General features: G+C 72.4%; 7 protein-coding genes. 4 read left to right on the plus strand and 3 right to left on the minus strand.

Going from position 1 to position 15,344, the window contains the following annotated elements; genetic code table 11:
* Positions 1 to 32: 32 nt before the first annotated feature.
* Positions 33 to 3,563, minus strand: a complete 3,531-nt coding sequence (locus ACJ8AN_RS07105; protein ID WP_407754484.1) for a VIT domain-containing protein — start codon at positions 3,561 to 3,563, stop codon at positions 33 to 35.
* Positions 3,564 to 3,652: 89 nt separating this feature from the next.
* Here ACJ8AN_RS07105 and ACJ8AN_RS07110 point away from each other — a divergent pair, with 89 nt between their 5' ends.
* The 3 genes from ACJ8AN_RS07110 (at position 3,653) to ACJ8AN_RS07120 (ending at position 6,896) form a co-directional block, all read left to right on the plus strand.
* A complete protein-coding gene (locus tag ACJ8AN_RS07110; RefSeq protein ID WP_407754485.1) occupies positions 3,653 to 5,209 on the plus strand; it encodes an FG-GAP and VCBS repeat-containing protein in 1,557 nt (518 codons plus the stop codon).
* Positions 5,210 to 5,273: 64 nt separating this feature from the next.
* Positions 5,274 to 5,816, plus strand: coding sequence for an IPT/TIG domain-containing protein (locus ACJ8AN_RS07115; RefSeq protein WP_407754486.1), 543 nt, complete (start codon positions 5,274 to 5,276; stop codon positions 5,814 to 5,816).
* A 24-nt stretch (positions 5,817 to 5,840) separates the two neighbouring features.
* A complete protein-coding gene (locus ACJ8AN_RS07120; protein WP_407754487.1) occupies positions 5,841 to 6,896 on the plus strand; it encodes a hypothetical protein in 1,056 nt (351 codons plus the stop codon).
* A 12-nt stretch (positions 6,897 to 6,908) separates the two neighbouring features.
* Here ACJ8AN_RS07120 and ACJ8AN_RS07125 read toward each other — a convergent pair whose 3' ends face one another.
* Entirely contained in the window at positions 6,909 to 10,967 is a 4,059-nt protein-coding gene (locus ACJ8AN_RS07125) for a serine/threonine-protein kinase PknK (protein ID WP_407754488.1), read from the minus strand.
* Positions 10,968 to 11,031: 64 nt separating this feature from the next.
* On the minus strand, positions 11,032 to 13,098 hold the full coding sequence (locus ACJ8AN_RS07130; protein WP_407754489.1) for a PQQ-binding-like beta-propeller repeat protein: 2,067 nt from the start codon (positions 13,096 to 13,098) through the stop codon (positions 11,032 to 11,034).
* Between the two features lie 213 nt (positions 13,099 to 13,311).
* Here ACJ8AN_RS07130 and ACJ8AN_RS07135 point away from each other — a divergent pair, with 213 nt between their 5' ends.
* Entirely contained in the window at positions 13,312 to 15,327 is a 2,016-nt protein-coding gene (locus ACJ8AN_RS07135) for a restriction endonuclease (protein ID WP_407754490.1), read from the plus strand.
* Positions 15,328 to 15,344 lie beyond the last annotated feature (17 nt).

The raw sequence follows: 15,344 nt of genomic DNA on the forward strand, positions 1-15,344 counted from the left end.
CCGGGCCCCCGTCGTGTTTCAGCGGCGTCCGCTCAGAGTGCAGTCCTACCGGCACGCCGGAGCGCGTCGAGTCCCGCTTCCACGTCCTCGGGGTTCAGCTCGCGGAACTTGAGCGGCGGTACGGAGAACTGGCCCTCCTCGTAGACCATCGCGCGGGGCCGCACCTTCTCCTGCCGCAGTACGTCCGTGAGGAAGCGGACCCGCTCCTGCTCGTCGGCCTGCGCGAGCACCTGCTCGTGTTGGGAGACGACCTCGGCGAGCTGCTCCTCCAGCCGCTGGCGATCCAGCTCCGACTCGGCGGCGCCCACGATGAGCGGCACCAGCATCGGCACCTGCGTGAGCGGGAGGTAGAGGCCCCGCGTGGTGTGGGCCACCGTCTTGAACACGTCCTCGGCCCCGGTGAAGCCGCGCAGCCCCGGCAGGCAACCCACCGAGTAGACGGTGATGCCCATCTCGCGGCAGCTCTCGGCCTGCACGTACCAGTGGTGCCCGCAGGGGCAGCCCTGGGGGAAGCCGTCGCCCGAGGGCTCGACTCCGTGCGGCGGCGCGTCGCCGAACCACACCACCACCCGCGCCGCCTTCGGCCTCCAGTCGAGCCGCACCAGGTCGTAGAGGCCATCGGTGACGGACTCGGGACCATCGCCGCCGCCCGAGGCCTGCATGCGCTCGACGCCCTGGCGGATGGAGGGGATGTCCGAGGTGAGCGGCACCACCCGGCTCGCGAAGGTGAGGTCCTGCGGCGGGTGGTCCCGGTAGCTGACCAGCCCCAGCCGCAGGCTGCGGCACAGCGGCGCGTTCTCCAGCGCGTCGATGATGTCGAGCAGCCGGCCCTTCACCTCCTCGATGTACGCGCCCATGCTGCCGGTCTCGTCCACCAGGAAGACCAGGTCCAGCTCGCCCACGCCCTTCTTCGCCGCGTAGTCGAGCAGTTCCTTCGAGTAGGTGTCGGAGTCCTCCGAGCGCAGGGGCATGCCGCCGCGCCGCGCTTTCTTCTGCTGCTTCGGGGTAGGCGTGTCGTCGTCGCGTCCCTTCACCAGGCGCTTGAGCGAGTCGAGCACTCCGCTGCCCCGGCTCTTCTCCGCGCTCGCGCCCTCCAGGTCCTCGGATTCCTCCGCGTAGGCGTCCGCCGCGGGGCTGGCGCCAGACGCGGCCTCCTCGAAGAGCTCCTCCTTCACGACGGGTGCTTTCCTCCGTACCGGAGCCGCCATGCTCGGAGCCGCCATGCCCGGAGCCGGCATGGGCCGGGCCGCCGGAGCGGGTGAGGGCGGAGGCGGAGCCTTGGGGGCCACCGCGGGGCGCATCGGAGCAGGGGCGCCGACAGGGGCCCTGGAGGGGGCGGGCATCGGAGGCGCCGCGGGCATCACGGGCTCGGCGCGCACGGGATGCGAGCCGGTCACCTCCATCGGGTCGAAGGCTCCATCGAGCGCGTCCTCGGGCGCTGACTCCGCGGGCGCGCCGAACATGACTTCCTCGTCCACCAGCCCCGACAGCACCGAAGCCCCTCCCGGCGCTTCGTCCTCCAGCGCGCCGCCCAGCGATGGCTCCGCACCCAGGGAGAGCTCGGACTCCTCGGCTCCCGCGGGCTCGGCGGGGGCCACCTCCACGCGGCGGGGAGGCACCTGCACCCGCTTCTCACTGTCCTCGGCGACGAGCGCCGTGTACGGGCTCAGCAGCGAGTGTTTGAGCGCCAATCCGAGCACCTCCAGCCGGATGTCCGATGCCTCCGAGGGCTCACGCGCGAGCCGCTCCAGGCGCGAGTCGATGCGCAGCCGTGCCCACATCCGCTCGAGGCCCGGCACCTGCTCGGACTCGTCGGGCAGGTCCACGTCCACCTCCTGGCGGAAGGGCTCGCCCGTGACCGTCTTGCCGGTGAGCACGAGCCGGCTCCGGCCCGAGCCGCTGAAGCGTCCGATGACCTGCACCGTCTGGCCGCCGAAGAGGTCCGGAATGGGCTTCGGGTAGACGTCGGCGGGCAGCGCGTCCTCCCAGGACAGGTGCAGCTCGGTGAGCACGGGCCCGGCCTGGCGCACGCGCCGCGCGAAGCGGGGGACCACGGTCTCGATGTCCTCGGTGGGGAGCAGCACGTCGCTCGCGCCGCCGCCCGCGCGGGCCAGCTTCTCCACGAGGTAGCGGTTGACCGCGGGCCCGATGCCGAGCACGTACAGCCGGGTGTCGCGGCCGAGCAGCTCGGGAGCCCGGCGCAGCAGCCGGCCCTCGTTGCCCACGGCGGCATCGGTGAGCAGCACCACGATCCGCGTGCGTCCCTCGCGCACGGGCAGCTTCGCGGCGCGCTCGAGGGCCTCCTCCAGCTCGGAGCCGCCGCGCGCCGACAGCCCGGCGAGGAAGGCGTCGATGCGGCCGATGCTCTCGGGCGAGCGCGGGAGGAAGGCATCGCCGAGCCCATCCGCCGGGATGCGGTCATGGTCGAAGGCGAAGAGCTGCACGCCGTCCTCGGGCCCGAGCGTGTCGAGCATCATCCGCACCGCGCGCCGGGCCTGGGGCAGGCTGCCGCCGCGCATGGAGGCGGAGCGGTCCACGAGGAAGATGACATCGCGAGGCAGGCCCACCTTGCGGCCCGTACTCCTGGGCGAGGCGGAGACGACGGCACCGCAGTAGGTGCAGCGCCACGCGGGGCCGATGCCGGGCACCTCGCGGACGGCGCCGGGGTCCTCGAGCGTGCCGCCGCAGTTGCCGCAGCGCACCGCCTTGCCGCCGGTGGCCTTCGCCTCGATGGCATCGGGCGGGGCCTCGACGGGCGGGGTGATGGTGAGGAGGAAGGTGCCGGGCTTGTCGGCCTTGCGCTCGAAGAAGGCCTGGGGACGCACCCCGCGCTCCGCGGCGCGCCAGGCGAGCACGAAGTCGCGGTTGGGCAGGGAGTCGGAGGGGCTGAGCCGCACGCGCCAGCCACCGGAGACGGGCTCGCTGAGCACCTGGTGCGAGGGCGAGCGGGGTGCGTCGATGGCGCGTCCCGGCCGCAGCTCCAGCTCGAGGGAGATGTCACCCGCGCGGTCCTTCGAGGCGGGCAGGGGAGGGCGGATGCGAGCCCCATCGCGCACCTGGTCGGTGCCGCCCGAGGCCATGGGCTTGCCGGGCTGGTAGCGCTCGGTGGAGACCATGGGGAAGACGAAGCGCCACTCGCCGTCATCGAAGGCGAGCCGCTCCTGGTAGCCGAGCGTCACTTCGATCTTCTCGCCGTTGGGGATGTTGGCCACCGAGAGCGTGAAGAGGTTGGGGCGCTCCTGTTCGAGCAGGGTGGCGCTGCGGCCCTCGCTGCGAGCGGCCTCGTAGGCGCGGCGGGCCTCTTCCTTCTCCTTGATGACGCCCTGGACGGTGCGCTCGCCGATCTGGAAGCTCATCCGGTAGACGGAGGCCTCGTGGGGCATCGGGAAGAGGTAGACGGCCTCGATGGGTCCGCCGGTGTCATTGCGGAACACCTGCCGGACCTCGACGCTGGCCACGGGCCCGGCCAGACGTGCCTTCACATCGGTGTGCTCGAGTGGCAGCGGCTGGCCCGTGGAAGTGCGCAGCGTGCCCTGGGTGATGCGCTCGGTCTGCGGTTGCATGAGTCCCCCTGTGCTGATGCGGGGGACGACGTTAGCCGATTCGCGGGGCGTGGATGCGGTGGTGGTGTTCGCGTAAGGTTCCGCGCCCCATGCACGTGAGCCTTCTCCCCGTTCGTGCGAGTGCCAGCCTGGTCCTGCTGCTCGTGGCCTCCACCGCCTGTCAGAACCGGGCGCCCGCGCCGAAACCCACCCAGGCCACCCCCTCGACGCCCGGCTCCACCGCCTCGACGCACCTCAAGAACATCTACGCCGCGGATCCGTCGAGCCTGCTGAGCATCATGGGGAACTTCTCCACGGGCGCGGCCCTGGTGGACCTCGACCAGGACGGCTGGACGGACCTGGTGCTGGCCAACGGGAACGACGTCGCGCCCCAGGGGCTCGTGGCCTTCTACAACCGCAAGTCGCCGCAGCAGCCGTTCCCCGGCGGCGCCACTCCGGATTGGTACTCGGCGGGCTACGACTACCACGGTGGGCTCGCGGTGGGTGACGTCGATGGCGATGGCCTGCTCGACGTGGCGGTGGCGGTTCCCTTCGACAAGCTGCGCAAGGGGGGCTCGGGCCGCGTGGACGTCTTCTTCAACCGGGGCGGCAAGCTGGAGCCCGCGCCCTCGTACCATACCGACTCGGGCTTCATGCCCACGGGCTGTGCCTTCGCGGACGTGGATGGAGATGGGGATCTCGATCTGGCCGTGTCGGTGCTCTCGGAGCTGTCACCCGATGGCCTGGCCATCCCGGGCGGCTTTCAGCGCGTCTATCTCAATGACGGCCATGCGCTGGGCAACACGCCGGCCTGGAAGAGCGAGGCGCGGCTGCGCGCCACCTCGGTGCTGGGCGCGGACATCGATCAGGACGGACGGATGGACCTGGCCTTCGCCGCCCCGAGCATGGCGATCTTCTACGGCCAGCCGCGAGCGGCCACGGGCGTCCCCCTCCACGGCAAGCCGGATTGGACCTCCGCGTCTTTCAACACGCCCCAGTCCGCGTTCTACGGCTTGGATGTCGGGCGGGTGGGGAGCGACTCCACGCTGGCCCTCGTGGGCGGCCTGAACTGCGAGAACGCCTCTCCCTGCACCAACGGCTTCTTCCTCTACCAGCCGGCCCAGGGCAACCAACCCGTCTGGAGCCATGCCGCCAGCAACAGCTCGAAGGTCCTGCTCGCGGACGTCAACGCGGATGGCCTGCTGGATCTGCTGACGAGCCAGATGGGCATCCAGTTCTCCGGCGCGCCCGTTGCCTTCTTCCAGGGCACGGCCACCTCGTTCGAGAACGCCCCGGGTTACCAGGGCAGCCTGAACGTCATCGGCCAGCAGCTGGCGGTCGGAGATCTGCGCAACCGGGCCCCGTGCTCCCGCACCGCGTCCTTCCAGTCCGACACACCGCGCTCGGTGGTGACGCTGCGCGAGCGGCAGGTGTTCTCGGTGACGTCGGTGAAGCGTGACGGTGTTCCCGTGACGCGCTTCGCCTGGGCGCCCGGCGGCAACTGGATCTCCCTGGATGTGCCGCTCGGGCCGGGAGAGCGGCTGGAGGTGGAGTACACCACCTCGCAGGTGATCGACGTCTTCACGGCCGTCTCCACGCCCAACCTGTCCAGCTTCTTCCTCTACAGCTGGTACACGCCGGCGCCGGGCTCGTGCGGTAATCCTTGAGGGCCGCGTCTGGATCACCTGGGAGCGCTCTGGCAAGCTGCCGCATCTCTTTCAGGAGCGCCGCGTGCTCATCCATCTGCTGTCGGACTACATCAAGGACCCCAAGGTGCGGAAGCAGTTCTCGGACAAGCCCGAGGCGACGCTCGAGAAGTACGGCCTCCCGCGCGAGTTCGTGAAGCTGCTGCAGTCGGGTAACAAGGACGTGGTCGTCAAGCGCATCACGGACGAGCTGAACTTCCATGCCCAGTCCAGCAGCCAGAAGGAGACGACGCAACGGGTGTTGTTCTGGGGTGGCGCCGACATCACCGTGACGTCGATCTCGCCCGACGAGGGGAAGGTGAATACCCCGGTGGACGTGACGATCTCCGGCGCCAACTTCCCGACGGATGCCCAGGTGGTCCTCCAGCGGCCCGGCACGAGCATCGAGGCGAAGTCGGTGAAGTTCGTGAGCGCGACGAAACTGCAGGCGACCGTGCAGGTCGCCCAGGCCGGCACGTACGACGTGGTGGTGAAGGATCCGTCCACGGGTACCTTCGGGACCCTGGTGCAGGGCTTCACCGCCACCGCGAACACCAAGAAGTCGGCCACCCAGAAGTCCAAGGCCTGAGCAGCCCACTCCACCGAATCCCACGTGGCGGCCTTTCCCTTCCAGGAGCAGTGGTTCGCGCTGGAGCCCTTCCTGCCCGCGGAGCTGGTGTCCGAGGGCGCTCGGCGGCGGCTGCTCCAGCAGGCCGGGCAGCTCCCCTCGCTCTGGCAGGGGGGCGCGTTCGAGTGCCGGCTGGAGTCGGGGCTGGAGCGCGTGGACGTGTTGCTCTGCGCCACCCGTGAGACGGGAGGCCAGGACGCGCTGCGCGAGGTACTCGCCTCGGGGGAGTGCCCGCCCGCGTTGCGCTCCTGCCAGGCGTATCTCGAGGCCTGGTGCCGTCCGGGCAGCCGGGTGGAGCGCGAGGTTCCCCTGCTCTGGCTGGAGTACGACCTGCATCCGGGCCGTGCGACTCCGGCGCCGCTCGTCTTCCTCGGGTTGGATCCGCACCAGCTCGAGCGCATGTATGGGGACGCGGCCCAGGGACAGCGGCCGTCCGCTTCCGAGATTTCCGGCCTGGCGCGAGATGGCTTCACGCTGCTCAACGGTCAGGCGCCGGAGGAGGCGCAGCTCGCGGTGCTCGAGCGGTGCGCCGCGCTCCTGCCACCGGGCGGGCGGATGCATCACTCGGTCACCATGCCGCACCGGGGGAGCCCCAACGTGCGGCTGGGCGCGCTGCTGCCGGGGAACAGGGTGGACGCGTGGCTGCGCGAGGTGGGCTGGACGGGCTCGGCCGGGCAGCTCGAGTCACTCTGGGCGGTGGTGGGGCGGACGCCGGGCATCCGGCACGTCCAGCTCGAGGTGGAGCCCGAGGGGCGGCTGCGGCCCACGCTGGCCTTCGACTACTACTTCGACGATGCGCTGCCGCAGCTCGCGGGGGAGGAGGCGCGCGTCCTGTCGGAGCTCGTCCGCCGGGGAGCGTGTTCCAAGGGGCGAGCCGAGGCGGCGCTGCGCTGGCGCGGCGGAGAGACCGGATCGCTTCCGTCCTCCGAGTGGCGGGTGCGCCTGGAGCGCACCGTCTTCTTCAAGCTCACCGCGCACGAGGACGGGCGGCTGGAGGCCAAGGCCTACCTCTGCTTCGACGGCCACCGCGTCCTCTTCTGAGCCGCGCGAGCCTCAGCCCGGGGGCAGGGGCAGCACGTGGCAGTCCGTCCAACGCCGGGGCTCGCGGATGCCCTGGCGCGCCATCCAGGCGTCGGCCTCGGCGACCAGGGCCGCATCGCCGGTCAGCTCGCCCTTGCGGCGTTGCAGGTAGCGCACGTAGAGGCCCATGTCGGCCGCGTTGAAGCCCGCGATGGCTTCGTCCAACAGCGCCACCGCTCGCGAGCGATCGCCCGTCACCATCGCGGCTCCCGCGCGCAGCAGCGCCGCGTGCGGCTTGCCATCCAGACGCACCTCCCGCTCCAGCTTGCGGGCGAGCTGCTCGCACTCCTTCAGGTGCGGCGCCCGCTCCGACGGCTCCCGGGCCGCCCGCATCAGCCGCAGGGCGCCCTCCAGGGTGAACACCTCGATGCGCGAGAGGATCAACCGCAGCAGGTTGGCCCGCTCGATGTCACGCCGCTGCCCCTGGTAGCGCCGCCACGCCTCGTCCACCTTCCCCTCGTGGAGATCGCACATCACCTCCAGCTGCATCACGTAGAAGTGCTGGATGGAGTAGCTGGAGGACCAGCCGCGCATGTGGAAGGCCATCAGCTCGCGCGCGCTGGTGGGCTCCCCGGCCGCGAGCTTCTCCATCGCGATGGGGTAGGCGAGCATGGCCTGCTCGTAGCGGTCTCCGCGCTCGAGGGCGTCGCGCATCCAGGCGTTCACCCGGACGTTCATCTCGGCGAGGTGGCCCCGGCGCTCCAGTGCCTTGGCCAGGGTGGTCTTCCCCAGGGCGCACTCCCAGCTCACCCCGGTGTAGCGCTCCTCGAGCAGGCGCCTGCCTTCCTCGGCATGAGCGCCAGCGATGCTCCAGCGTGCGGCCTGGGCCGTCTCGGCGAGGGCCCGGAACACCTTCACCGCGCCGCGCAGGTACGCATCCCGGGTCTCCTCGGCCAGCCGCTCCGCGCGCGTGAGGAAGCGCTCGCCGCGCACGGCGTTGCCGCCTCCCATGAGGATGAGGCTGGAGCCCAACATGCCCAGCACCCGCCCGGCGCGCGAGGCGTCCCCCAGCCGCAGGGCACCGGCCAGGCTGCGCACGAAGAAGACGATGCCCTCGGCCGGGTGGACCGTCGCCAGCCCCTTGCCGCTGGACCAGCTCAGGTCGACGGCGAAGAGCGCCTCGGGTGACACGCCCTCGCCGGAGCGCGGCCGCAGCTCCGTGCCCGTGACGGACATCCACGCGACGCGCCCGAGCAGCTCCAGGATGGCCCGCGCCGGCGAGGCCGGGTAGCGCTGCCCCACCTCGGCCATCAGCGGCTTGAGGAGGGCGATGCCCTCGTCCGTGTGTCCGCCGATCAGGTAGCTCTCGGCGGCCAGCCGGCGCAGCTCGCGCTGATGGGGTACGGGCGCGCCTTGGGTCGCGCGCAGGTACCAGGGGGCCGCCTCGGGTCCGCGGCCGGCGTTGAAGAGGGAGCGGGCCAGCTTCTCGTGCAGCTCGCGGGCCTGTGCCGAGCCCTCGCCGCCCCACTCCAGGGCGTTGCGGTAGTGCGTGGCGGCGCGCTCGAAGGCGAGCGAGGCGAAGGCCTGATCCGCGGCGCGCAGGGCGTAGGTGCGGGCCTTGTCCTGCTCGCCCGCGCCGTGGAAGTGGTGGCTGAGCACGCCGGGGTTGATGTCCTCGCGGGGCTCCAGGGTGTGCGCCAGGGCCGCGTGCACCGCGCGCAGCACGTCCGGCGCGAGCCCGGCCACGACGCTCTGGCGGATGCGATCGTGGTAGGGCTCCACGAGGTCATCCCCCCGGGGCCCGGTGGTGCGGATGAGGGAGTGGGAGCGCAGCTGGGCGAGCGTGCCGGGGCCGTTGCTCGAGATGTGCGCGGCCTGGAGGGCGAGATCCTGCTCCGGGAGGCGTCCGGCCACGGCCACCACGCGCAGGACGTCGCGGGCCTCCGAGGGCAGCCGCTCCACGCGCGCGCGCAGGGCCTGCTCCAGGGTGAGGGGCTGGCCGTCGCTGGGGCCGCCATCCCGCGCGTAGCGGACGAGCTGCTCCACGAAGAAGGGGTGGCCATTGGCCTCGCGGGCGAGGGCCTCGGCGCGGGCGGGCTCCACGTCCGCGCCCCAGAGGTTGCGCGCGAGCGCGGCCGCGTCCTCGAGGGCGAGGGGGCCCACCTCCAGCTCCCGCCGCTCGACGGAGAGCCGCTGCGAGCGGAACAGCGCCTGGAGCTCCAGGAGGAAGGGGCTGCGCTCCTCCTCGTCCGAGCGGCAGCTCGTCATGAAGAGGATGGGGGGAGGCTCGGGGGGCGCGAGCAGCTCCATGAGCAGACGGGCGCCGTCGGTGTCTCCCCACTGCACGTCATCGAGGAAGAGCACCACCGGGCCGGTGCGGCTCAGCCGGGTGAGGAGGTTCTTCAGTCCCTGGAAGGCGCGGCGCCGCTGCTCGGAGGGCTCGAGTGCCTCGGAAGGGGTGCTCGCCTCCTGGAGCGACGGGAGGCTGCGCATCACCGGGAAGAGGCGGGCCGTTTCCGCGGTGGAGGCATCCAGCAGCTCCAGCTGGACGTCCAGGGGGAAGAAGTGGAGGTTGCGGCACAGCTCGTCCACCGCCGCGTCGAAGCCCTTGTAGGGGACCGACTCCCACTCGAAGCAGCGGCCGGTGAGGACGAGCGCCTCGTCCCGCTTGCGCAGGCCCTGGAGGAAGGACTGCACCAGCGCGCTCTTGCCCACGCCGGAGGCGCCGCGCACGTGCAGGTACACCGGGCCCTGCCGCGAGCGCTGGTAGGCGTCCTCGAGCGCTCGCAGGTGCGAGGCGCGGCCCATGAGGGACGGGCGGACGGCTTCGCCCGGGATGACGGGGCGGGCGCGGGAGGGCGCCAGGAGGCGGAGGAGGTCCTCGCCCTCGGCGCGGGTGGAGGGGTTGCGGCTGAGGAGCCGGGCGCAGAGCTCATCGAGCTCCGGCGGCACCGCGGGGTTGAGGCTGGAGGGGCGCGGGATGCTGTCCTGCTGGCTGTGGTTGCGCAGGAAGTCCTTGAGGCTGCCGCCCTCGTAGGGCACCTGTCCGGTGAGCGCCTCGAAGAGCGTCACGCCCACCGCGTACCAGTCCGAGGCCGTGGAGAGGGGCCGGCCCAGCGCCTGCTCCGGGGACAGGTAGCGGGGAGTGCCGCGCAGCGCCACGGGGAGCCGCTCCTCGGGCACGTAGCGCAGCACCACGCCGAAATCGAGCAGCACCACCCGGCCCTCGGGCTCCACCATGATGTTGCTCGGCTTGATGTCGAGGTGGAGCAGGCCGTGGGCGTGCACGGCGCAGAGGCCCTCGGCCAGTTGCACCAGCGCGGCGCGCAACCGCTCCAACATGTCGGGCGCGAGCGGCTCGCCGGAGCGCGGAGGCGTGGGGCCCCAGACGTGCTGCAGGAAGTCCTGGCCCTGGAGCCGCTCCATGGTGAAGAACCCGGAGCCATCGCCCTCCACCTTCAGCTCGTAGAGGCTGATCACGTTGGGGTGGGCGACGTTGGCGATGCTGCGGAACTCCTTCTTGAACTCGTAGAGGGCGGCGGGGGACAGCCGGGGCATCGTCTTGAGGGCCACTCGTTGCTGGCGCGCCTCGTCGAGCGCCTCGTAGACGACGCCCATGCCGCCCATGCCGAGCCGCCGCAGCACCCGGTAGGGGCCGAACCGTTCCGGCAGGGTGTCGGTCTCCACGGCGGGGGCGCGGGGCGTGGAGTGCCCGGGAGTGGTGTGCGTCTGCGCGTCGGAGGAGATGAGCGCGGAGGTGACGGTGTCGGAGCTGCGCGCGGAGGCGATGGTGTCGGAGATGCGCGTGAGGGCCTCTCCCGGGGATGGGTGTCCGTCGCGCGCCGTCACCTCGACGATGAGGCCCTCGCGCGCCAGGCGCTGGAGGGCGTCACGGAGCTGCGCGGCGGTGGCTTGCGGCTCGAGGGCGCGGATCACCTCGCGGATGGTGCTCCGTCCATCGAGGCGCTCGGACAGCAGGGGCGCGAGCCGATCGGCGGTGGGGACGGTGACGGTGGACAGGTGCTCGTCCCAGGTGTCGCGCGAGGTCTCGAGGGGACCTGCGGGCTTGAAGACGCGATCGAGGAAGTCCATGGGGTGCTCCCGCCGGGTGGAGGACCCATGGAACCTACCACGTCACCCCGTTCAATCGACGCTCTCAGTTGCCCACCACCGCGAAGTGCGAGCCGAGCCGGTAGGCCGAGATCGTCCCGAGCTCATCCAGGAAGAAGAGGTTGAGCTGGGGGTCGGCCTGTAGCGCCATGAGTCCCGGGCCCGCGCGCACCTCCGCGAGCACGTCGCCGCTGTCGGGGTCCACCGCGCGCACGCGCTCGCCCGGCACGAGCACCACGCCGCGCGAGATGATGGGCTGCAGGGCCCGGGTGAGCTGCTCGCCCGAGGCGCCCACGCGCCAGTCCACCTCGCCGTCGTTGTTCAGCCGCGCCGCCGCGCCCAGCGCCGAGGTCACCAGCACCGCGCCCGGCAGCCGCGCCAGCGCGAAGGGCCCCGGCCCGAGGTGCAGCGCGCGTTGCCACTTCGTCTGCCCGTTCGCATCGAGGCACAGCAGCACGCCCTCGCCCTCGAGCTCCCCGGCGACGTACAGCCGCTTGCCGCTCGGCAGCGGCGCCGAGGGCAGGGCGAGGGACATCTCGAACGTCCACACGGCCTCGCCGGAGTGCGCGTCCGACAGCAGCAGGGCGAAGTTGGAGCCCTGTCCCAGCATGGCCAGGAAGCGCTTGCCCCAGGGCACCGGGGCGCCGAGGAAGGGCAGGGACGCGCTGATGCGGAAGCGCACCTGTCCATCCGACATGCCCAGCCCGTAGAGGTAGCCCGAGTCCGTCGCCAGCAGGGCGCGGTGTGAGTGGATGCTCAGGTAGCTGCGCCGCGTACGCGGAGGGGACAGGCGCCACATCTCCCGGCCCGTGGCCTCGTTGAGGGCGAGCGCCACCCGCTCATCCGAGAGGGTGAACAGCAGCCCGTACTGGCGCAGCAACGTCGGGCCGATGCGCAGGCCGTCGTGGTTGCGCAGCCAGCGGGCCCCGGCGCCCTTGCCCTCGAAGCCGCAGACGCGCACGGCGCTCGCCGCGAGGCTGTAGCCGTCCACCGAGGCCGCCACCCCGTGCGTCGCCGCCCTCCGCCACAGCTGCTTGCCCGTCTTGCGCTCGAAGGCGCAGGCCATCTGCGGCGACGAGTACACCAGCCCCTGCTTCCCCATCATCAGCTGCCCCGCGTCCGCGTCCGCCAGCTTGCGCTGCTCCCACAGGCTCTCGAAGCGCAGGCGGCGCAGGCGTCCCGGCACCTTCAACGGCCGCGAGGGGAGGGCGGGGGTCACCGTCCTGGGCAGCGGGGCCTCCTTCTCCTCGGGCGGCTGCACCGGCTCGCGCAGGTGCGAGAGGCCCTCCCGGCAGCGCTCCGTCAGCTCCACCAGGTACGGGTTGCCCGCCAGCGAGCGCTCGCGCTCGGACATGGCCACCGCCAGCCCCTGGCCCAGGTGGAACATGGCCGCGACCATCGCCTCGCCCTGTCCCGCCTTCAGGTCCAACGTCAGCTCCGGGCGCAGGCCCGCGGGCTCGAAGGTGTAGCGCGGCTCGCCGAGCTCCACCGCTCGCGCCAGGTCCGCCGCCTGCCGGGCCAGCTCCAGCGCGGTGAGGAAGGGCGGCCCCGGTGCACGCCACGCCACCGGACGCTCCGGCAGCGCCAGCCACACCTCTCCGGGGCACAGCAGCGAGGCCAGCGCCGGTCCCTTCTCCCTCGCCGAGCGGCGCAGCACGTCCTCCGCGTCGTCCAGCGCGAAGCCGAAGCCGGGTAGGGCAGGGGGCGCCACCCGCCGGGTGAAGGGCTCGGGGCGCGGCTCCTCGCGGTGCCGGGGCGGCTCCTCCAGCTGTCTCAGTGCCCGCTCGAGCGTCTGCTCCTGCTCCTCGGTCCTCCGCCCGCGTGCCACCCGCGCCAGGTCGTCCTGGAAGCCCTGCCCGCAGGCCCGCGCCGCCTCCGCCAGCTCCTCCGCGTCCAGCCGCAGGGGGGGGCGCAGCAGCCGGGCCGGCCTCGAGAGGCTCGCCACCTGTAGCTCGATGTCCGTTCCTGAACGTCTCAGCACCAGCTCCAGGTGGGCCTCGGCCAGCGACACCTGGGCCACCCGCCCGCCGGCGTGCAACGCGGCCACGGCCCCCACGAGCGCCGGCACCGTCTCGACGAGCGGCTCCTCCACCGCCCCAGGCAGCAGATTCACCCCGTCCAGCTCCAGCGCGACGGAATCGTGCGGAGGGTCCGCGGGTTCGCGCTTCCATCGATGTCCGATGCGAAAGCGGATCATCCCTTCCCCATTCGTTGACAAGCCAGAATAGCGATGGCTAGCATCCGCCGCCCATACGGACCTACATTTTTGTAACCGTTCGAAATTGTTGGGGAATCGCCGATGACTTTTTATGAGGCCGCTCTCCGTGTGCTGGAGAGCGAAGGTCGTCCCCTCTCCTTCCTCGAGATCACCGAGAAATCGATCGCCCAGAACCTGCTGTCCCACGTGGGCAAGACGCCCGAGCTGACGATGCTGTCGCGGCTCGCGGCGATGGCCCGCCGGACGCGCGATCGCAAGGTGGTCGTCACCGCCAAGGACACCTTCGCGCTCGCCGATTGGGCGTTGCCGGAGGATGCCGAGGCGTTGGCGCTGACGGGGGTGCCGGAGGCGCATGAGGAAGAGAGCCTGCCGCCCTTGCGGCCCGTCGAGCGCCACCCGGAGCCGCGCACGGACAACGTGCGGGTGGCCGGGCGGGGCAGCGAGCGCAAGCGCCGCCGGGAGGACGAGGAGGAGGGACGGGGTGGACGCCGCCGCCGCTTCCCGCCCGTGCCGGAGGTGGTGTTCGAGATTCTCAGCGAGGCCGAGACGTCGCTGCGGCCGGAGCAGATTCTCGAGCAGGCGCGCACCAAGGAGCTGGCCGCCGAGGACACCACGGTGGAGCTGCTGCTCACCGCGCTGCTCGAGGACAACCAGCGCCGCATCGACGCGGGCCGCCGTCCGCAGTTCTCCTTCTCGAAGGAGACGGGGGCGGTGACGCTGGAGCGCGCCGGTGCGCCGAGCGAGGCCCCGCCGCTGGAGCTGCAGGCCGCCTTCGCCGCCGCGCTGGGGATTCCGCTCGAGGACGGGCGCCCGGTGCTGCCGAGGACGGGCGCCGCCGCCGCGGCGACTCCCGAGGCCCAGGCCGATGCCGTGCTGCTGACGACGGTGCGCACCGCGCTGAAGGACGCGCGCAAGGCCACGGCTCGGGCGCTGCGCAAGCGCCTGGGCGAGCTGGACGTGGGCACCTTCGAGAAGTCCGTCGTGAAGATGATGCACGCGCTGGGCTTCCGCGAGCTGAAGGTGGCCAAGCGCTCCAAGGAAGGCCCGCTGCTCACCGCGCGCAAGCGCGAGGGCAGCGTGGAGCTGCGCTACGCCATCCGCATGCTCAAGGGCACGCCGTCGCTGGACAGGAAGGCGGTGCAGGAGCTGCGCAAGGACCTCGGCCACTACTCGGCCCAGGTGGGCCTGCTGGCGTGCGCCGGGGACGTGCGCGGGGATGCGCGCACCGAGGCCCAGGCGAGCGGCTCGCTGGTGATGCTGTGGTGCGGGGACGCGCTCGGCGAGAAGTTCCTCGAGGCCAAGGCCGCGGTGAGCGTCACCACGGTGGAGCTGTACGACCTGGACGAGCGCTTCTTCGAGGTGGCGAAGCTCGAGGCCGATGAGGCCCAGAAGCGCCGCGAGGAGCGCCGCCGCGAGAAGCAGCAGGCCGCCCAGGCCGCGCAGCAGGCCGAGGCGGGTGCGTCCGTGCCCGTCGCCGCCGTGGCGCCCACCGAGGCCGTCGCGCCCGCCGCGCTGTCCGAGGAGGAGCAGGGCGAGGAGGGGGACGACGAGGGCGACGACGAGGACCTGGAGGCCGCGAGCGCCTTCGTCGGTGGTCCGGGCGGCGAGGCGGGTGCTCCGGGCGAGGCCGGTTCCGCGAGTGACCGCAAGCGCCGCCGCCGCCGTCGCCGGGGCCGTCGCGGCCGCGGGGGCAAGGGTCCCGAGGGGACTCCGGGTGAGGCCGGTGCCGCCGCCGTTGGGACGACGCCCGCCGAGGGCGCCGCTCCCGCCGAGGGCGCCGCTCCCGCCGAGGGCGCCGCTCCCACCGAGGGCGCCGCTCCCACCGAGGGCGCCACCAACGTCGCCGAGTCCTCCGAGGCCCTCGCGGCTCCGGGAGAGGGGATGAGGACGGCCGCCGAGTGGCAGTCGCCCTTCCCGAGCGTCGACAGTGCCGCTTCGGCCGAGGCCCAGCGCACCGCCGCGGAGGAGTCCGCCCGTGCGGCCGCGAGGCACGCCGAGTCCGCCGCCGAGGGGGCCCGTGCACCCTCGGAGCCGCCGGGAGAGCCGTCTGCGGAGAAGTCTCCCGAGACGTCCGGTGGGCCTGCTTCCTCGGGGGGCGGCGCGCCGGAAGGCGGGACGACCTGACATCCGCGCGCTCTCCT

This window comes from Archangium sp., assembly GCF_045802675.1.
In the GTDB taxonomy this organism is placed as follows: domain Bacteria; phylum Myxococcota; class Myxococcia; order Myxococcales; family Myxococcaceae; genus Archangium.